19 protein-coding genes and 1 pseudogene are annotated in these 18,699 nt (G+C 45.8%); 13 read left to right on the plus strand and 7 right to left on the minus strand.

Features of this window, described 5'->3' with window-relative positions; genetic code table 11:
• The first annotated feature begins 128 nt into the window (after positions 1-128).
• From N288_RS03290 to N288_RS03305, 4 genes and pseudogenes are all read left to right on the plus strand, one after another.
• Positions 129-620 (plus strand): NUDIX hydrolase, encoded by a 492-nt coding sequence (locus N288_RS03290; protein ID WP_009792194.1) that lies wholly within the window; start codon positions 129-131, stop codon positions 618-620.
• Between the two features lie 801 nt (positions 621-1,421).
• Positions 1,422-1,939: pseudogene (locus N288_RS03295) on the plus strand (GNAT family N-acetyltransferase).
• A 305-nt stretch (positions 1,940-2,244) separates the two neighbouring features.
• Positions 2,245-2,727 (plus strand): GNAT family N-acetyltransferase, encoded by a 483-nt coding sequence (locus tag N288_RS03300; RefSeq protein WP_009792192.1) that lies wholly within the window; start codon positions 2,245-2,247, stop codon positions 2,725-2,727.
• A gap of 219 nt (positions 2,728-2,946) precedes the next feature.
• A complete protein-coding gene (locus N288_RS03305; protein ID WP_198018085.1) occupies positions 2,947-3,264 on the plus strand; it encodes a nucleoside triphosphate pyrophosphohydrolase family protein in 318 nt (105 codons plus the stop codon).
• A 323-nt stretch (positions 3,265-3,587) separates the two neighbouring features.
• Here the strand turns inward: N288_RS03305 and N288_RS03310 are convergent, their stop codons facing one another.
• The 3 genes from N288_RS03310 to mscL form a co-directional block, all read right to left on the minus strand.
• A complete protein-coding gene (locus tag N288_RS03310) occupies positions 3,588-4,007 on the minus strand; it encodes an AhpC/TSA family protein (RefSeq protein WP_009792190.1) in 420 nt (139 codons plus the stop codon).
• A 324-nt stretch (positions 4,008-4,331) separates the two neighbouring features.
• A complete protein-coding gene (locus N288_RS03315; protein WP_009792188.1) occupies positions 4,332-4,970 on the minus strand; it encodes a Bax inhibitor-1/YccA family protein in 639 nt (212 codons plus the stop codon).
• Between the two features lie 56 nt (positions 4,971-5,026).
• Positions 5,027-5,416, minus strand: coding sequence for a large conductance mechanosensitive channel protein MscL (gene mscL, locus N288_RS03320; RefSeq protein ID WP_009792187.1), 390 nt, complete (start codon positions 5,414-5,416; stop codon positions 5,027-5,029).
• 335 nt (positions 5,417-5,751) lie between these two features.
• Here mscL and queF point away from each other — a divergent pair, with 335 nt between their 5' ends.
• The 4 genes from queF (at position 5,752) to panF (ending at position 8,955) form a co-directional block, all read left to right on the plus strand.
• On the plus strand, positions 5,752-6,249 hold the full coding sequence (gene queF, locus N288_RS03325; protein ID WP_009792185.1) for a preQ(1) synthase: 498 nt from the start codon (positions 5,752-5,754) through the stop codon (positions 6,247-6,249).
• 15 nt (positions 6,250-6,264) lie between these two features.
• The gene (locus N288_RS03330; protein WP_022543361.1) at positions 6,265-6,915 is read left to right on the plus strand and encodes a queuosine precursor transporter; all 651 of its coding nucleotides are present in this window, start codon (positions 6,265-6,267) and stop codon (positions 6,913-6,915) included.
• Positions 6,916-7,219: 304 nt separating this feature from the next.
• Positions 7,220-7,510 carry a YhdT family protein gene (locus tag N288_RS03335; protein WP_009792183.1) on the plus strand — a complete coding sequence of 97 codons (291 nt, stop codon included), beginning with the start codon at positions 7,220-7,222 and terminating at the stop codon, positions 7,508-7,510.
• Positions 7,507-8,955, plus strand: coding sequence for a sodium/pantothenate symporter (gene panF / locus N288_RS03340; protein ID WP_009792182.1), 1,449 nt, complete (start codon positions 7,507-7,509; stop codon positions 8,953-8,955). Before N288_RS03335 ends, panF begins: the two co-directional genes overlap by 4 nt.
• A gap of 46 nt (positions 8,956-9,001) precedes the next feature.
• On the opposite strand, the gene N288_RS03345 is transcribed toward panF, so the two are convergent.
• On the minus strand, positions 9,002-9,298 hold the full coding sequence (locus tag N288_RS03345) for an acylphosphatase (protein WP_022543362.1): 297 nt from the start codon (positions 9,296-9,298) through the stop codon (positions 9,002-9,004).
• Positions 9,299-9,628: 330 nt separating this feature from the next.
• Here N288_RS03345 and N288_RS03350 point away from each other — a divergent pair, with 330 nt between their 5' ends.
• On the plus strand, positions 9,629-10,810 hold the full coding sequence (locus N288_RS03350) for a DUF4309 domain-containing protein (protein ID WP_022543363.1): 1,182 nt from the start codon (positions 9,629-9,631) through the stop codon (positions 10,808-10,810).
• Positions 10,811-10,967: 157 nt separating this feature from the next.
• Here N288_RS03350 and N288_RS03355 read toward each other — a convergent pair whose 3' ends face one another.
• The 3 genes from N288_RS03355 to N288_RS03365 form a co-directional block, all read right to left on the minus strand.
• A complete protein-coding gene (locus N288_RS03355; RefSeq protein ID WP_009792177.1) occupies positions 10,968-12,200 on the minus strand; it encodes an aminopeptidase in 1,233 nt (410 codons plus the stop codon).
• A 189-nt stretch (positions 12,201-12,389) separates the two neighbouring features.
• Positions 12,390-13,670 carry an MDR family MFS transporter gene (locus N288_RS03360; protein WP_009792176.1) on the minus strand — a complete coding sequence of 427 codons (1,281 nt, stop codon included), beginning with the start codon at positions 13,668-13,670 and terminating at the stop codon, positions 12,390-12,392.
• 490 nt (positions 13,671-14,160) lie between these two features.
• Positions 14,161-16,257 carry a DNA topoisomerase III gene (locus N288_RS03365; RefSeq protein ID WP_022543364.1) on the minus strand — a complete coding sequence of 699 codons (2,097 nt, stop codon included), beginning with the start codon at positions 16,255-16,257 and terminating at the stop codon, positions 14,161-14,163.
• Between the two features lie 283 nt (positions 16,258-16,540).
• Here N288_RS03365 and N288_RS03370 point away from each other — a divergent pair, with 283 nt between their 5' ends.
• From N288_RS03370 to pssA, 4 genes are all read left to right on the plus strand, one after another.
• Positions 16,541-17,086 carry a sigma factor-like helix-turn-helix DNA-binding protein gene (locus N288_RS03370; protein WP_009792172.1) on the plus strand — a complete coding sequence of 182 codons (546 nt, stop codon included), beginning with the start codon at positions 16,541-16,543 and terminating at the stop codon, positions 17,084-17,086.
• The gene (locus N288_RS24525) at positions 17,079-17,243 is read left to right on the plus strand and encodes a YvrJ family protein (RefSeq protein WP_009792171.1); all 165 of its coding nucleotides are present in this window, start codon (positions 17,079-17,081) and stop codon (positions 17,241-17,243) included. Before N288_RS03370 ends, N288_RS24525 begins: the two co-directional genes overlap by 8 nt.
• Before the next feature lie 4 nt (positions 17,244-17,247).
• On the plus strand, positions 17,248-17,451 hold the full coding sequence (locus N288_RS03375; RefSeq protein WP_035401818.1) for a hypothetical protein: 204 nt from the start codon (positions 17,248-17,250) through the stop codon (positions 17,449-17,451).
• 231 nt (positions 17,452-17,682) lie between these two features.
• Positions 17,683-18,384 carry a CDP-diacylglycerol--serine O-phosphatidyltransferase gene (gene pssA / locus N288_RS03380; RefSeq protein ID WP_022543365.1) on the plus strand — a complete coding sequence of 234 codons (702 nt, stop codon included), beginning with the start codon at positions 17,683-17,685 and terminating at the stop codon, positions 18,382-18,384.
• Positions 18,385-18,699: the final 315 nt, after the last annotated feature.

An 18,699-nucleotide genomic window follows, 5' to 3' on the forward strand; every position in this document is an offset into this window, starting at 1 on the left:
TAGATCAGCTGCCAAACCAGGCAGCTTTTCTTATATAACAAACGGGGCAGGTTAGTTCAAGAGAGGTTTTAACTTGTATTCAACAATCGGGCCGTCTAGTTGAAGAGGAAAAGTGAGGGAGAACTTGTATGATCTATGTAAATGTTAGAGCAATAATTGAAAGAAATGGACCAAATGGAACTGAAATCGTTATACAAAAAAGGGTTAAATCTAATGAGAATAAAACACCTTATGAGCTACCTGGAGGAAGATTAGAGGAATTCGAGTCATTTATGGAAGGACTTAAAAGAGAAGTGCACGAAGAAACAGGACTTCATATAACAAAGATTCTTGGGGAAGAAACTAGAATTGAAACTAATGATGTGGACTCAAATGTTGAAGCTATGAAGCCTTTTGCTGTTTATCAAACGACAAATGGTCCAGTAGATTCATTAGGCGCTTATTTTCGATGTCAAGCCTCTGGTAATTTAGTTAAAGAAGGCGACGATACTATGGATATAAAGTGGATTCCAGTAGATGAGCTACACCATTCACTAGAGAAGGAACTAATAGATTTTAGCTGGGTCGATAAGTCTGGAATAATGTATTATTTAAAATGGTATTACGCAGAAAAACAATAAATTGATTAGTATGATGTCTATTTTATTCTGGAAAAGCATTCATTAAATTTCCGATAATCACTTTACGAGACCTTTGTATAATATTGGAGTGTTTATATTGAAAAGATTGTTTTTCAAATGGACTGTGAAAGAAAGTACTTAAACTAACGGAGGTTTATGTTCCAGATCAGTTTCCAAATGAGGCGGCAGCTTTTCTAATATGACTAACGGGGCAGGTTTGTGTAGTAAGAGCTTGAACATTAAATAAACAATATACCGAGTATTTAAACCAATTAAAGAACAGAAAAGAAAATATAAAGAAAACATACCGAGAGTACTGAGTGTAAAGATGCCTTTTTATAAGAGTTAGCTTTAAAGTATTCATAACCAAGTATTCCATTGTGTATAGAGATAATTATATAACAAAAGATTAAAGCGACACTAAACTTCCCCATTATCAGCGAGGTTGTAACTAATATTAGAAAAACCAAGCCTATGACTTTTTTGACTAACTGAAATGTTTTGTGCAAAATAATCACCTCAATACCAGATTAATTACAATATATAAATTTGTATATAGAAAAATAGCGCATTATTCGACTTAGTATTTATAGTTTGTGAATAAGTGTTATTAATGAAACGGAGGCATTGATTCTAAAAGGATTAATGCCTTTTGTTATGGAATCTCTTGTGGTATGAAAGGGGCAGGTTAGTGAAAGAAGATTTTATTTACGGTGAAATATGAATCAAGATAAAATCTAAGAAGGAGGTTTAAATACTTTGAAATTAATGCTTTGTAGATGAATGTAAGGGGGAGCCAACTTGGAATTATCAACTGAAAGATTAATAATTAGGCCTTTTAAGAGTACTGATTTACAGGATGTATTTGCTATTTATGATAATGATGATATATGTAGGTTTCTATTACATAATAAGTGGACTCATGAAGATATGCAGAAAAGATTTAATAAGAAGTTAGCAAACAGTGTACTCACTAAAGAATCAATGTTAAGTTTGGCAGTTGAATACAAGACTAAAGTAGTTGGTGATTTATCCGTATGGTATACAGATATGAAAGACACTGTTGAGATTGGTTATAGTTTTTCAAATGAAGTAGCTGGGAGAGGCTTGGCAACAGAAGCAGTAAGTAGTTTGGTTTATAAATTATTTGATGAATTGAATGTGCATCGTATACAAGCTAATCTTGATGCAAGGAATACGGCTTCACAAAAATTGTGTGAACGAATAGGCATGAGAAAGGAAGCTCATTTCAAGATTTTTGGAATAAAAATGAATGGACAGATAGTATTGTATATGGAATGTTACCTTCCGATTTGTAGTAATAGACTTAGTAATTTTATTGGTCTAACGGGTGCTTATGCTTCAGATTGCTGCCAATTCAGGTGGCTTTTCTTATATAACAAACGGGGCAGGTTTGTTTATAAGAATTAAAAGCTAATACCTTAAAATCCATTTAAAATTGATAACACTAAGGTTTGTTAGAATAGGGTATTAGGGCGTGAATTATGAAAAACAACCCTTGTTAGACTTTCTTACACTAAGCTATTTATTGAATGTATTGTATGATAGTTTTATTTCAGTAAAAGGTAATATAGTTGCTTGGAGTATTTAGGGAGGAAGTTATATGAATATAGAAATAAGGCTAGCAACTGTGGAGGAAGCGCATATTGTTCATAAACTTATGATAGAGGCGTTTGAAGAATATCGACACCTTGAAGTGCCATCCAGTGCAACAGATGAATCATTGGATGTTTTAGTTAATGAACTTAAAAACGGCACAAAAAAAGCCCTATTGTGTATCGTAAATGGAGAACCAAAAGGTTCCTTGAGGTTTACTATTAAAAGAGAATCAATATATTTTTCAAGATTATCGGTAGCACCTGACTCGAGAGGACAAGGGATTGCAAGGGCATTATTATTGTGGCTTGAAAATTACTCCAATGAAAATGGACTAAAGAAAATGGAATGTCGAGTTCGTGCTTCATTGTCTAAAAATATAAGTTTATACGAGAATATGGGTTATATTGTTACTAAAGAAGAAATTATAACTAATCCTAATGGTTACCCTGTTAATACAGTTGAAATGGAAAAGAATATGGCTATTTAATGACTTATTAAAACAGGGTGCTCATGCCCCAAGCCAGCTGCCAAACAAGGCGGCTTTTCTTATTTCACAAAAGGGGCAGGTTAGTTGAAGAAATTATTGTTGTGTTTTCATTAGAATAAGGTTAAAATTTTGTGAGAACATATGTTTCTATATACCTTCTCCATTCCAAAAACAGGTGAACAATAAATGTCTATAAAAGAAAGGGAGTAAATGAAATATATGAAAATAAATGAAGCAGTTGAACGTTCTATACAGCTAAGAAAAGTCTACCATCGTTTAGAACGACAGTATCACGAAAAAGAATGGACAGTAGAAGAAGATGCTTTAGCTTTCTTGACAGATGCTGGTTTGGTCGGTCGTCTAACAATGTCTCAACAGGGTCGATGGCCAACAAATGGGGAAACTGCATCCGAACTTGAACATAAGATTGGTGAATGCATGTGGTGGTTAATTATTTTGGCTGAACGTATGAATATTGATAGCAGTGAAGCATTAGAAAAATTCTTGACCAAAACTGAAAAAAAATTAGGTGATTGAGATAATAAACCTGTTGGAAGGAGGCAATCGAGGACTATTCAGTCTCTTTTTTAAAAACGCAAACCCTATCCACAAACCCTTTCCATACAGAAATTATCGATGACACTTTGCACAGAAATAGGAAACGTTTTTTCTTGTTAAACTAACGGGTGCTTTAGTGTAACAAGTTATTACAAAAAAGGCTTAGAGTTGGAAATACTCTAAGCCTTTTTTGACTGCAAATATACTGTGATTTGTGTTGTGAAATTTATGTGACTTCGATTTAACGTTTTGTACCTCATAAGTAAACCCGTACAAATGTGGAGAGCGTCATTTTGAAGCTCTCAGCCCCGGCTATCAATAACCGCTAAAACTTCATCAATGCTGGCATGTTTTTCCGGTGAAGGATCAATATGCTTCCAGAGCAATTCACCCTGTGAAGAATATAGCCATGTACCGCCCTGGATATAAACATCCTGCGTCTTCATCGATTTCATCACAAATTGCTTCTGTTTTTCTTCATCCGGGATGAAGCCTTTCACCTGGCCGGTGACAAACCCAAATCCGGCCTTTGCAAGAAGCTTCCACTTCGGCATTGTCTGATGTCCCATTCCTTTGTAGGCTGCCCTGGACGGATCGCCGTAGATCGGAAATGGAAAAGGCCCGAAATGCTCCAGGAACTGTTCAATGAACGCCCCTTTGGAAGGCGCCACTATTTTCACGTGAAACCTTTTATCTTCAATTTCTGCTATGCGCTCACGCAACTGCGCGAGATATTCTCTGCAGACTGGTCAGCCAAGGTGGCGGACAAAAACGAGCATCGTATCCTGCCCGCTGATTGCTTCACCCAAAGTGACCGTATCCTGCGAACCGGGGATCTCCAATTTATAATCCATACCCATCCCTCTTTCAGAACAAATTTAATAGATTTAGCTCTATCATAACGGAAGAGGGGGGAATGGGCAAAAAAAGGGGATCGGGTGATGTGCTTGAAGGAAATGCCAAAGTTTCTGAACCTGCCGGACTTCGGGACTCTCTGCCGGGAAAAAGCGCCCGATTCATTTACAGAATCAAGGCGCATTATTTTCTTAGTCATCACTGGCCAGAATGCCGAAGATCCTAAGAATATTGATAAACAGATTGATAAAATCAAGATACAGATTCAGCGCCATGAGCGGCACTTCCTCAGCGCTTACTCCGTACTGCTTCATGCGGTTAAAGTCGAACAGGACATAGCCGCTGAAGACTAGCACGCCGATAAAGGAAAAAGCGAGCAAAGCTGTGGAGCTTAACGGCCAGATCATATGGAAAATGGAGATGCAGATCAGAGCCAGCAGGGCAGCCATCAGCATGCCGCCGAGAAATGAGAGGTCACGCTTGGTTGTGGTTGCATAAAAAGCAAGTCCGCCAAATACCACAGCTGTTGTTCCGACGGCCATCAGGACGGTATTGGCACCTGATGTCGCAATATAATGCGCAATGATCGGGTAGGTTGTAATCCCCGAAATAAAGGTGAAGCTGTACAGAAAAGTGTAGGAAATTGCTTTTTTCTTTCTTAAGAAGAACGCTCCGATCAGCATGGCCAGCTCAAGGATGACGAGCGGCAGAAACAGCGCTGGAGGGATATAGACGCCAGCCATCGTCCCGAGAAAGGCAAATGCCAGTGACAGGGCAAAGGCTCTTAATACAGATGGAAGATAGCCGGTGTTGGCAGTTTGTGCATACATATGTTTCACCTCATATGAATTGATTACCTTTTATACGCAGAAAATCGGGTAAGGTTTCAATTCATTTTTTCTTCTTTTAATAGATCACGGATTTCTTTCAGCAGTTCTTCCTTCGCATCGACGGTCGGTGCTTCTTCTACCTGCTTTTCCTGTTCATGCCTGCTCTTCAGCCTGTTGATGAACCTGACAAAGAGGAAGATGGAAAAGGCGATGATGACAAAATCAATGATAGATTGGATGAATGCACCATATTTGATGGTAGCGTCCTCGATTTTTACAGACCGCTCGGAAAAATCAACCCCTCCGGTGAGCAGTCCGAGAAATGGCATGACAATATCATTGACGAGCGAGGTGACGATTTTTCCAAAGGCTCCGCCGATGATCACACCGACTGCCAGATCGACCACATTGCCTTTGATGGCAAATTTCTTGAATTCCTTCAGCATACAGGTCATTCCTTTCTTTTTTGTCCAAGGTGTATAGCGATAAAAGTTATTATACTTATAAAAGAGCCGGTTGTTAAGGAGAGAAAAGCTTCCCGCGCATGGTATTGACAGAATCCGGCTTTTTCACTATAGTTACAGAGGACAAAAAAATATACGACATTCCTGCATCATGCAGGAGAGGTTCATAGCAACAAACCCTCTATAAAAAACTATGGTTCTGATAAAATTGATCAGCCATATCCGCGGGGATATGGTTTTTATTTTTTTCGGGCTGATTTTTATATATCGAGGAGCCTCTCTTGTATGCGCAGTACCATATGAGGAGGCTTTTTTCTATGTCTGGAAGAAAAGATGAAGAATTGAAGGATGTTACTTTGCTTGGCAATCAGGGGACACAATATTTGTTTGAATACTCGCCGTCCATCCTGGAGGCTTTTGATAATAAGCACCCGAACCGCGACTATTTCGTGAAATTCAACTGCCCGGAGTTTACGAGCCTGTGCCCGAAAACGGGCCAGCCGGACTTTGCGACCATCTATATCAGCTATATTCCTGATCAGAGGATGGTTGAAAGCAAGTCACTGAAGCTGTATTTGTTCAGCTTCCGCAATCATGGCGACTTTCATGAAGACTGCATGAACATCATCATGAATGATCTGATTGAGCTGATGGATCCGCGCTATATTGAGGTATGGGGCAAATTCACTCCGCGCGGCGGCATTTCCATCGATCCGTATACCAATTACGGAAAGCCGGGGACAAAATATGAAAAGATGGCAGAGTACAGGATGATGAATCACGATCTGTACCCTGAAACCATCGACAACCGTTAAAAGGAGACAGACGTTTTGCTATTATATTTGAATGCCGCATTTGCCGGCCTGCTCATATTATCCAATATTCTTGCCGTCAAACTGTTCAGCCTGGGATCCTGGGCTGTTCTGCCGGCGGCTGTGATTGTTTATGTTTTTACGTATCCAATTACTGATATCATCGGTGAAGTTTATGGAAAAGAAGCTGCCAGGAAGACCGTGCTCGCCGGATTCGTAACACAGCTCCTGTCAGCCGTTTTCATTTTTGCAGCGATCCATCTGCCATCAGCGCCATTCTTTGGAGCGCAGGCTGAATTTGAAACAATTTTAAGCGGAAGCTTCCGCATCACCATTGCAAGCCTTATTTCTTATCTGGTCAGCCAAAACCTGGATGTGTATGTCTTCCATAAGCTGAAGGAAAAGCATGGCGGCAGGAAACTGTGGATCCGCAATAATCTGTCCACAGTCTCAAGCCAGCTGATCGATACTTCTGTGTTCATTCTGATCGCTTTTTACGGCACCATGCCTGCAGGGGCGCTCCTTGCGATGATCGGAACACAATATGCCTTTAAGTTCCTTGTCGCGCTGATTGATACACCCCTGGTTTACCTGCTGGTGGGCATGGCCAGAAAAGAAAAAAAGCAGCCTGCCGAGTTCCCCAGGCTGACAGCAGAATCTGCGTCATGAAAACAGCCTCTAGCAGGGGGCTGTTTTTTGATGCTGCTGCATGATGGTGCCAGGTACCATGAAAAGACAATGTGGCCAAAGTGTCCACCGATGGTGCCAGGTACCATGAAAAGACAAACATAGCCAAAGTGTCCACTGAAGGTACCTGGCACCGCAAAAAGATAATTGGGGCAAAAGTGTCCACCAGCGGTGCCTGGCACGGAAACCAAGTTTTTGTTTCTGGTTCGGTGTTTTTGGTTTACAATCAAGGTGGAAATAATTCTTAATTTTTTTGTGAAGGATAATGGGATAAGGAGGGAAGGACTTGGATAATAAAGCCGGGGGGAAGGATCCCCGTTTTAAGGTGGCGAAGAGGGAAGCCTGGATCGGTATGGGTCTTGTCCTTTTTAATTTTCTGTGGTGGTTTGGCTTTGCTTACGGGATGGGCTCAGGTCCTGTCGAAGAGTATACATATATCATGGGGCTGCCTGCCTGGTTTTTCTATAGCTGTGTGGCGGGATTTGCGGTTGTGTTTGTCCTTGTTTGGGCAGCCGTGAAGTTTCTGTTTAAAGAAGTCCCTTTCGATGACAGTGAAGAAGGGGGGAAGGCGGAATGAATATAGGTGTCATTATCCCGCTTCTTGTGTTCCTGGTGGCGATTTTCCTGGTAGGCTTTTGGGCGAGCAGGCATGTCCGCTCGACAGATTCTTTTCTGCAGGAATACTTCCTTGGCGGAAGGGAGCTGGGAGGATTCATCCTCGCTATGACGATGATTGCCACTTACGGCAGCGCCAGCAGCTTCATCGGCGGACCCGGTGTCGCCTACACCCAGGGGCTCGGCTGGGTGCTGCTTGCGATGTCACAGCTTGTGACAGGCTATTTTGTGCTGATGGTGCTCGGGAAAAAATTTGCGATTGTCGCCAGGCAGTATAAGGCTGTCACACTGATCGACTTTTTGAAAGAAAGGTATCAGAGCAAGTGGGTGGTGCTGCTGTCAGCGCTCAGCATCATCATTTTCCTGTTCGCTTCCATGGCGGCCCAGTGGGTCGGCGGCGCCCGTCTGATCGAATCGCTGACAGGCCTTTCATATGGGACTGCCTTGTTTATTTTCGCCGCATCAGTCCTTGTGTATGTCATCATTGGCGGCTTCAGGGCCGTGGCTGTAACAGATGCGGTCCAGGGAGTCATCATGTTTGTTGGGACCCTGATCCTTCTGATCGCTGTCATTATTGCTGGCGGAGGGATTGGGAATATCATCACCGACCTAAGGACGGAAAACCCTGGGCTTGTTTCGCCGTACGGCTTTGACGGCGGGCTGTCCCCGCTCTATGTTTCTTCCTTTTGGATTCTTGTCGGCGTCGGGGTGGTCGGCCTGCCGCAGGTGACTGTCAGGGCGATGAGCTACAAAAACTCCAGGGCCATGCACAGGGCGATCATCATCGGCACCTTTGTGGTCGGCTTCATCATGCTTGGCATGCATCTGATCGGCGTGTTCGCGCGTCCGATCCTGCCTGGTATTGAGGTGGGGGACAAGGTGATGCCGCTCATTGCGATGGAGGTTCTGCCTCCGTGGCTGGCAGGGGTGGTATTGGCCGCCCCGATGGCAGCGATCATGTCGACTGTCGATTCTTTGCTCCTCCTCGTCAGCTCGGCTGTCGTGAAGGATGTGTATCTGAATTATATCAAGCCTGATGCAAGTGAAGGGACGGTTAAGAAGCTGAGCCTCGGCGTTACAGCGGTCCTCGGGATCCTGGTCTGCCTGATGGCGCTCAGTCCGCCGGATCTGATCATCTGGCTCAATCTGTTTTCCTTTGGAGGGCTTGAGGCTGCCTTCATATGGCCGGTCGTCCTTGGCCTGTACTGGAGCAGGGGAAATAAGCATGGAGCCATTGCCTCCATGATCACCGGGGTAGTCTCGTATATTCTTTTTTATACATACTATCCGAATGCCTTTGGCATGAACACAGTCATCATGCCGATCATCCTGTCATTTGCCGCTTACATGCTGATCAGCATGCTGACAGCCGGGACAGCACAGAAAGATATGGGGCAGACAGCCTGAAAAAAGACGGGACAGCTTTTGCTGGTCCCGTCTTTTTGTGTATGAACTAATATTTTATCTTAAAGGAAGAAGACAGCTCGCCCTGGCCATCCAGTTCATCCACTTGCATCTGATCGATCGCCGAGAAAGGGTTGCCTCTCTTCAAATCCCTCATAAAAGAATCCAGCTGTTTCTTGTCTCCGATTGCCCGGATCTCCACAGAACCGTCATCCAGGTTGCGCACCCAGCCATTGATGCCGTATTGAACAGCTTTTCTCTGTGCAAAAAAGCGGAACCCCACTCCCTGCACCTTTCCGGAAACTATAATGTTCAAATGGATCATCTTCTTCTCCTCCGGCACCATAATTACCTCCATCGTCCCACAAAAGAGGGGCTAATGCAATATTCAAGAAGACAGAAAAAATAAAGGTCGGCCCCCATAAAATTTTCCGGCCTAACGAATGGTGTAGATAGTCTTTAAAAAGAAATAAGATGGAAATACCTGCCTGTAAAAGAAGGGGTTAAAAAAGTTTCCGGTTTTATGTTACAATTAGATTACAAACTGTTTAAAAACCAGTTAAAACAGATTTGTAGAATACAAATGTCTTTGTTAAACTTTAGAAATGTGACCGGCCATGACAGGGAAAAAGCGTCAGCCGGCATCAAAATCGAGCTAAAATGAGTGGGAGATAAGATGAATAAATATATATATGCAATGCTAATGGTGCTGTCAATGTTAACCGCCGCGTGCAGCAATCAGATCCACACATCACTTGCAGAGGAAATTTCGCACAAAACAGAGAAACAGAAAGACGATTCTGCTATCCTGACGATCCAGACAGAAGGCAAGGATAAAAAGGATACTTCATGGCTTAAGGAAAAGTCCCTTTACCGCATTGAAGCTGTTGATGAAGGCCTGGCTTATGAAGTCTATATTTATGCGGAAAATGAAACAACCGTCAAGCTTGAACAAGCAGGCGTTTTAGGAGATAAGCAGGACACGGTGCATGAAGGGAATTATTCAGTCTATATGGCCAAAAAAGGGGCAAAGTCTGCCTTTAAGCAGGATATTCTTTCATCCCTGCCGCTTGTTTTCAATGAAGAAGTAAAAGGGGCGTATCCGCTTAAGCTTGGTGATAAGACCCTGCTTGCCATCGTCCAGCCTGAGGGGGACAGCCGGTTCTCGGCAGAGCTGTACAGCATCCAGAATGGAGAGCTGAAAATCGTCCAGTCCGGTGAGGGAATCAGGTCCATACTCGGACCTGAAATCAAAGCAATCAAACAGGAATACATCCAGACAGTCAATTCTATTGATGACAATGAAGGATGGGTTTTTTCAACATGGGCATTCGACAAGGAAAAGCTGGAAATCAAACAGGTCAGCGAGACGGTCTACGATGATTCTGACATGAAGGACGGTCTGGGCGAAGGGGAAAAATGGTTTGAAATCTGGAGTGCGGCCGAAGAAAACTATCATCCGTTCTACAACATTCAGCTTGAAAAGGGCATTATCGATAAAGCCTCCCAAGGCATACTGACCGGGAGCCAATATCCGATCGGCACGAATATCAATGATGTCAAAAAGGCGAGCCCCCCTTCTATCGAGGCAGGGAAAAAAGGCAAATATGCGTACCTGAAATATCCGGAAGTAACGTATTTTTATGATGAAGCCACACAAGAGGTAGCTGTCGTTTCAATTCCCGGAATCCGCCTGCAGTCAACGCTTGCAGATATCAAGAAAATGTTCGGCGAGCCGTTCAGGGAGAGCAGGAGAGGAACAGAGGTGCTGGCGATCTATGCTGCCGGAAAATACAATATTGATGTGTATGCAGACCAGTCAGGAAAAATAAAGTCTGTTCAGCTTAGGAAGCTTTAAAGGATGAACAGTACGAGGCCGTCCAGATGGTTGATACAGGGCAACCAAGAACGTGATTGTTGGGGTGGATCAGCTGGAGGGGCCTGTCAATTTGAACGTCGTTAACAGCAAAAAGCTGCAGGCCTAAATGGCCCGCAGCTTCCTTTTGTTATATCAATTAAAATGCCCAGTCGCCTTTGCGGAAAACAGGCTCTGACTGTCCGTCTTCCTTGATGCCGTCAATATCCATTTCGGCTGAGCCGATCATGAAGTCGACATGTGTAAGGCTTTCGTTCAGGCCATTTTCAGCAAGCTCTTCAGAGGACATTTTTTTGCCGCCCTCGATGCAGAATGCATAAGCGCTTCCGATTGCCAGGTGATTAGAGGCATTTTCGTCAAACAAAGTGTTGTAGAAAAGCAGATTGGACTGTGAGATCGGCGAGTTGAACGGCACAAGGGCTACTTCTCCAAGGTAATGGGAGCCTTCATCTGTCTCAACAAGCTGCTTCAGGATCTCTTCGCCTTCTTCAGCCTTCACATCCACAATGCGCCCGTTTTCAAAGGTAATCGTGAAGTTATCAATGATATTGCCGCCATAGCTGAGTGGCTTTGTGCTGGAAACATGCCCATTGACACCGGTTTTAAGCGGAACGGTAAAGACTTCCTCAGTCGGCATATTAGCCATGAATTCATGGCCTTTTTCATTGACGCTGCCTGCCCCGACCCACAGATGCTTCTCAGGAAGCTCGATGGTCAAATCAGTGCCTGGCGCTGTATAATGCAGCTTTTTGAAGCCTTTGCTGTTCAGGTAATCGACTTTTTCATGCAGGGAAGCGTCATGATCCTTCCATGCCTGCACAGGATCTTCAAGGTCTGCGCGCGTTGCTTTAAAAATCGCATCCCAAAGTTTTTCCACGCGGCTTTCCTTAGGATCGTCTGCGAATACTTTGTCTGCCCAGCCTTCAGATGGGACAGCGATGACCGTCCAGCTTACCTTATCAGACTGTGCGTAGCGGCGGTATTTGCTCAGCGCTTTCCCGGCTGCTTTTTGGAAATTGGCGATCCGCTCGGATTTGACCCCTTTGAGCAGGTCAGGGCTTGCAGATACGATTGACATGAACGCAGCGCCCTTCTCTGCGAGGTCTTCCATTTCCTTGGCGCGGAACTCAGGATACTCTGTAAAAGATTCCTCAGGCGCTAGATCATACTTCAGGCGTGTCACTGTATCATCAGACCAGTTGACCACCACATTGGCTGCTCCTGTTTCATAGGCTTTTTTAACGGCAAGGCGTACAAACTCTGCTGCATCAAGTGCTGCGTTGATTACAAGCGTCTGGCCCTCCTGGACATTGACGCCGACCTTGACTGCCAGCTCGGCATATTTTTCGAGATTTTGCAGGAATTGGCTCATATTATGTATCTCCTTTTTCAGAATCTTCTTCTACATTTTATCGGTTTCTGCGTGAAAAAGAAACAGTTTGGCCTGATTCCTTTTTCACGGGAAAAATGCAAGGCCCCCTAATACGAACCTGCAATGGGAGCACCGAGATACCTCCCATCAGGTTATTTTAAAAATGAAAAAGCCGGCTTATCGCCGGCCTTAAATCGAGTTTTGTCTGGCAGGGTGTTTTTCCTGCTTTTCATATAAGGCAAACATGAGCCAATAAAGAAATGCGCTTATCACTGCAAGCACCGCGAGAATGGCAAAGGTCCAGTCATAGCCGATCCAGACGGTCAGTGGAATCGATATGGGAGCGATGGTCTTCCCGACGGTAAAACGAAGGCTGGCTGCTGCAAAATACTGGCCCCTCATATGCTCCGGGGCGATGCGCGACACAAAGCTCTGCTGAAGCCCGACCGCCATCAGCTCTCCTAAAGTAAAGATGGCCATGGCAATGATCAGGCCCCAGATCCACTGCGTCTGCCCGAACATAATAATGCTGGCAGCGTAGAAAAGGGAAGAGGTGACAAATACATTCCGCTCTTTAAATTTGGCTGCATATCTAGTGACAGCGACTGTGAACAATGCCACCAGGAATCCATTTTCCGAGAGCAGGACGCCAAAGGCCTGCTCGCCGTGGACAGTGAACGACCAGCTTCCAATGCTGAAGAGGGACTGGTTGTCGACGGCCTCTTTCGTATAAACAGGAATCAGCAGGTCCAGCTGCATGAATGTCTGGGCGGCCAGGACGCCTGCGATGATAAAAAGCAGGAAGGTCCTGTCCCTGAAAATGATGCCGTAATCCTTCACCTGGGCCCCAAGGAAGCTGTACCATTTATCATTTTCCCCTGCGACAGCTGTATTCTCCGGAACCGTTTCGCGCGTCCATTTCGCCAGAACCAATGCGAGCAGGATGCAGACAATGCCCGCGATCAAGAGGAGCTGTGAGCGGTACTGCACATAAAAGAGCGCCCCAAGGATCGGCCCGACAACCACCGCAATATTGATGGAAGTATAAAAGATCGCAAACACATCGCTGCGGTGCTTTTCCTCGACCACGTCGGCCACCATCGCCTGGCTTGCCGGCCAGTAGAAGGCGCCGAACACTCCGACAAAGGTGAAGCAGATAAAGCCGAGCCAATAGGATTCGATGGCAGGGGAGCTGGCAATGGCAAACAGGATAAAGCAGATCCCCTGCCCGAAGGCCGACAGCACCATCATCGTCTTCCTGCCGAAACGGTCGGCGCAATAGCCGCCCAGCAGGTTCGCCAATACAGAAAACACCTGCGATAAAATAAGCAGAAGGCCGGCCTTATCCTTGCCGAACGCCTCCGCAAAATAAATCGTCAAAAACGGAAAAAACATCCAAAACGTAATATTCATCAAAGATTCGCCGAACAGGCGCACCTTCAGATTAAAATCCCAATCTCTGATTCTCATGCTGAAATCCTCACTTCTCTGGTCAATATCGCTATCATACTACCTTTTTGAAAAAAATGACAGGTGCATGAGTGCTGAATTTTCTTTTGAAGAGAGGGAGAGATAACAAAGTTTTATAAGGCAACATATGGTGCGAAGCAGGAGTATGTCAGGCACGGCAAATGGACAAATAGAGGGAAAGTGTCTTTTTAAGGTGCCAGGCACTCTCTCTAGTGCTATGGCGCCTTCCGAAAGTTTCGGAGCCTCCCTCTGAACGAATGGCCTTTCGGGCAAAAGCCTTCCGAGGCATTCGGAACATCTTTGGGAACCTGTCCGCTTATTTATAAATCTCTCGGAACCCCCCTCCGAAAGCTTCGGAGGGGCATGATAAATTCTTATGTGACGCCAAAACTGCCTGTTCCGGGAAGCAAGGGGAGTCGGGAACGTGCCTGCAGCCTTCAGCCTTCAGCCCATAAAAAGACCCCAGCCGCTGCCGGCCGGGGTCCTGTTATCAATCTTCGTCCTTCATGGCCGCTTTCAGCAGATCGCCGAGGCTGGTTCCGAAGGATTCTTCGTTTTTGCTGTATTTCTGCACAAGCTTGCGTTCTTCCCGCTTGTTGACAGCTTTCTTTTTATCCTGCGCCTTCTCTACAACATTGCACGGGCGGCACTGGAAGTAGGTGCCGGCCTTGCCGTTGTGGATCTCCATTTTTTTATGGCACTGCGGGCAGCGGCGGTTGGATAGCTTCGGATCCTTGCGCTTCCGGTAGCTGCATTCCATGTCAGAGCAGACGAGCACTTTGCCGTCTTTCGTATTGCGCTCTTTCAGGAAGGAGCCGCATTCCGGGCATTTTGAGCCGGTCAGATTATGGGCTCTGTACGATTTATCGCTCGTCTTGATTTCGGATACCAGCTGCTGTGTCTGCTGGCGGATCTTTTTCAGGAATTCCTTCGGGCTCGCTTTTCCGCGCGCGATCGCTTCAAGCTCCTGCTCCCATTTGGCTGTGAGCTCAGGTGATTTAAGATCCTCGTTCACAAGGTCCATCAGCTGCTTGCCCTTCCCTGTAGGGTGGAGGCGTCCGCCGTTCTGGCGTTCAACTGCTTCGGTCGTAAGCAGGCGTTCAATGATCTCTGCCCTTGTTGCCGGTGTCCCGAGGCTGTATTTCTCCATTTGGGATAAAATATCGGCCTCGGTATAGCGACCAGGCGGCTCAGTCAGTTTTTGCTCGGAAGAAACTGATTTTACCGTCAAGGTCTGGCCTTTTGAGAGGGAAGAGAGATTCAGCTTCAATTCCTTTTCTTCTCCCTTGCCTGTCACCTGCCGGAAGCCTTCTTCAATGACGGCGGTTTCTCTTGTTGAAAAGATTTCGCCGTTCAGATCAAAGGAAGCTTGAATGGTTTCATATTTGTACGGCTCATGGAAAAGGGCCAGGAAGCGGCGGACAATGATGTCGTACAGCTTTTTCTCATCACTGTCCAGGTCGCTCAGATGAAGGCGCTCCTCGGTCGGGATGATGGCATGGTGATCGGTCACCTTTTCATTGTTGAACACGCGCTTGGCAAGGACCTTCCCTTTTTTCGCCAGTAGCGGCTTCACTTCATCCCTGTAGCCTGAGGCGATTCCATGGAGGCGGTCCAGCATCGTTGCTTCCATATCCTTTGTCAGGTAGCGGGAATCTGTCCTTGGATAGGTGACGAGCTTGTATTGCTCATACAATCTCTGCAGGACATTGGATGTTTTTTTCGCCGAAAAACCGAAGCGCTTATTGGCATCCCGCTGCAGCTCGGTCAGATCATAAGGAAGCGGCTGCTGCTCGCTTTTTTCCTTGCGGCTGATGGACTGGATCACGGCCTTTGCTGAATCGGTTTTTGCCACGATGGCTTCGGCTGTTTCTTTAGAAAAAGTCCTTTTCTCGCCGTTCTTTTCCCAGTCTGCCTTAAACGGCCCAACCTGGGCGGAAATCGTCCAGTATTCCTTCGGTGTGAAGGATTGGATCATTTTCTCCCTTTCCATGATCAGGGCAAGCGTCGGTGTCTGCACACGCCCGGCAGACAGCGGGTCATTATATTTCGTCGTCAAGGCACGTGTCACATTCAATCCGATCAGCCAGTCCGCTTCAGCGCGGCATACCGCTGAATCGTAAAGGGCGAGGAACTGATCCCCGGGCTTCAGGCTTTGAAAGCCTTCTTTAATCGCACGGTCTGTGACAGAGGAGATCCACAGGCGCTTGACCTGCTTTTTCCAATAAATCTTCTCGAGAATCCAGCGGGCTACCAGCTCACCTTCACGTCCGGCATCAGTCGCGATGATGATTTCATTGATGTCCTTCCGCTTGGAAAGCGTGTCGATGGCCCGGAACTGGTGGCTCGTCTGCTTCATGACCTTAAGCCCCATCCGGTCAGGGATGATCGGCAGGTCTTCCAGGTTCCAATGCTTGAATTTTGTATCATAATTCTCAGGCATTTTCAGCTCAACCAGATGGCCGAGGGCCCAAGTGACAATGTATTTATTTCCTTCTATATAAGATTTATGTGTCTGCGTACAGCCGAGCACACGGGCAATCTCCCGGGCCACGCTCGGTTTTTCCGCAAGTACGAGTGATTTCATGTAAAGCTCCTTTCAAATCTGTGCTTCCTCTATAAGTATAACGGAAACGCAGGAAAAATTGTAATGGACAAAACGGAATGGGAACCCGATAAAAAGGATATACAGTAAATATCAGTGCCTGGCACCAAAGACCCTTATAAAAAAGGGGCAGGGATGTTAAAATAATGCAGGACAGGTTGTTTTTTTTCCTCATTTTTATACTTTATAAAATAGAACAGGCAAGCTTGTTCTCCTTTTTTTAACCCAAAAACAGAACATACGTTCTAAAGATGGAGGTGGCAAAATGGAAGGCAGGGAGCCAAGTTTGGTGGTTCGTGAATTTTTGAGGCAGGAAGAGCATCAAAAGCTGTATGAGACTTATCTGGATGATCCCCATGAGAAAAATAAAGCCCGGCTCGAAGCAGCCTTTAAAAGGTACTTCAGACATATCCGCTTCGTTTCTTATTTAAATAAGACTATATATTATGAGTCAAGGAAGTTCGACATGAAGGCGCGGGAATTGCGCGCCAGGTATCAGCTCACCCTGGATCGGCCTGCAGCAGAAGCAGAGAGCGGCGCAGAACCGCTGACACAGCTCCTCGAAGATGAGACGGCGCTCCAGCCTTTCATGGAAATCCCCTCCGGAAGGCTGGAAGATTACACAGCCGATCCCCGGCTCGCCAGAATCATCAAAGAACTGACACCAAGGCAGCAGGAAATTCTCTTTTACTCATTTGTCCGCAGCCTCCCTGATGCCGAAACAGCGAGATTGCTCGGCATCAGCCCGCAGGCAGTATCAAAGACCAAAAATAAAGCGATTGAAACCATAAGGAGGAAATACAATGTTTGAACAGCTGAATCTTTTGCAGATCATCGGCAATTTCGGATTCCCCATTGCCATTACCATGTATTTGCTGCACCGCTATGAAAACCGGTTCGAACAGCTGAAAATGAAAATGGAGGACATTTCCCGAAGCATCGCACAGATTGAAAAAGACAAAGGGTGAAAGCATGAATTTGTCACAGCAGGAAATAGAGGAAATCATGAAGGCCATCGAGCCTAAAATCAAAAAATCCTTATACCAGACAGGCAAGGAAAACCGGGAGGACCTCGAGCAGGAGCTGCGTGAAGCCGTCCTCCGCAAGCTCCGCGACAACAAACTTGAGGAAGTTCCCGGCTTTTTCGAGATGATGGAGGGAGGGGAGAGAAGGTAGAGAAGGCAGAGAAGGTGACAGGCACCTATACCAGTTATAGACCAGTTGCAAACGGCTTGAGGTTAGCCGTTCAGGACTGCGGGTAAAGGGAAAGACAAACTTTCTGCCCGGTTTTTTTCTTCCCTGCCGCATTGAAGTGGTATAATGGCTGTAACGGCTGCGGGTGCCAGGCATGAGACTAGTGCCTGGCACCCGCGTACATATTATGTTGCTGGAGTGTGATGGAAGCCTGTGCGATTACGATTTACGAAATCTATCCCCAATCTGGTCACTCAAGGAAACCTGTACTGCGGTTTCCTCTCTATAGGATTTGCAGCGAACGGCCAATTCAAAAATGCGGCGATCCTCATTCTGATCGGCATGATGCTCGACAGCATGGACGGCAGACTTGCCCGGATGCTGAAGGCTGACAGCGCGCTCGGAAAAGAGCTCGACTCGCTCGCAGACATCGTCACTTTTGGAGTGGCGCCGTCCTTTTTAGTGTATTATACATATTTCTATCAATTCGACCTTCTTGGCCTTGCCATCGCCGGCCTTTTCCCTCTCTTCGGAGCATTCAGGCTGGCCAGGTTCAATATCAGTTCCCCAAAATCGTCCATGAATTATTTCGTCGGCGTCCCGATCACAGCCGCAGGAGGCATCATGGCACTCCTCACGCTGTTCGGGGACAAAATCCCGAATATCGTCACGACTGTCATTTTTACCGCATTATGCTTTCTAATGGTCTCGAAAATCAGGATCCCAAGCCTGAAGGAAGTCCCGCTTCCGAAATACGGCACCATCGTCACCATCTTTCTCGGCTGCCTTCTGTATCTGATCTACAAAGGGACATACGGCCAATTTCCCTACCTGATCTATATTGCAGCACCCATGTATATCGCCTATCTGGCCTATATCTTTGTAAAAGGGAAAAATAAGAAGGATATCGACTGAAAAAACCGCTGAGAAGCGGTTTTTTTGATTGGGCGGAGATTTCGAGGCGGAGGATGATCCGGTAATGTGGTTAATGAGGTGTGCGGATGAAGGGAGAGAGCTCTGGGAGGCGGGGAATCTACCGAACTAGCGAATTAATCTACCGATTGAGAGCATTAATCTACCGAATTAGCGATTAATTTAACCAATTGAGCGGATAATCTACCAACTCAATCATTCATCCACCCGAAAAGCCACAAAACAGTCCGCTGCCAAAAAACTTCACCCCGCTACCATGCTAATCATCTGCCAATCTAATATGTTAAAATATGGTAA

Source organism: Bacillus infantis NRRL B-14911, from assembly GCF_000473245.1.
In the GTDB taxonomy this organism is placed as follows: domain Bacteria; phylum Bacillota; class Bacilli; order Bacillales; family Cytobacillaceae; genus Bacillus_AB; species Bacillus_AB infantis.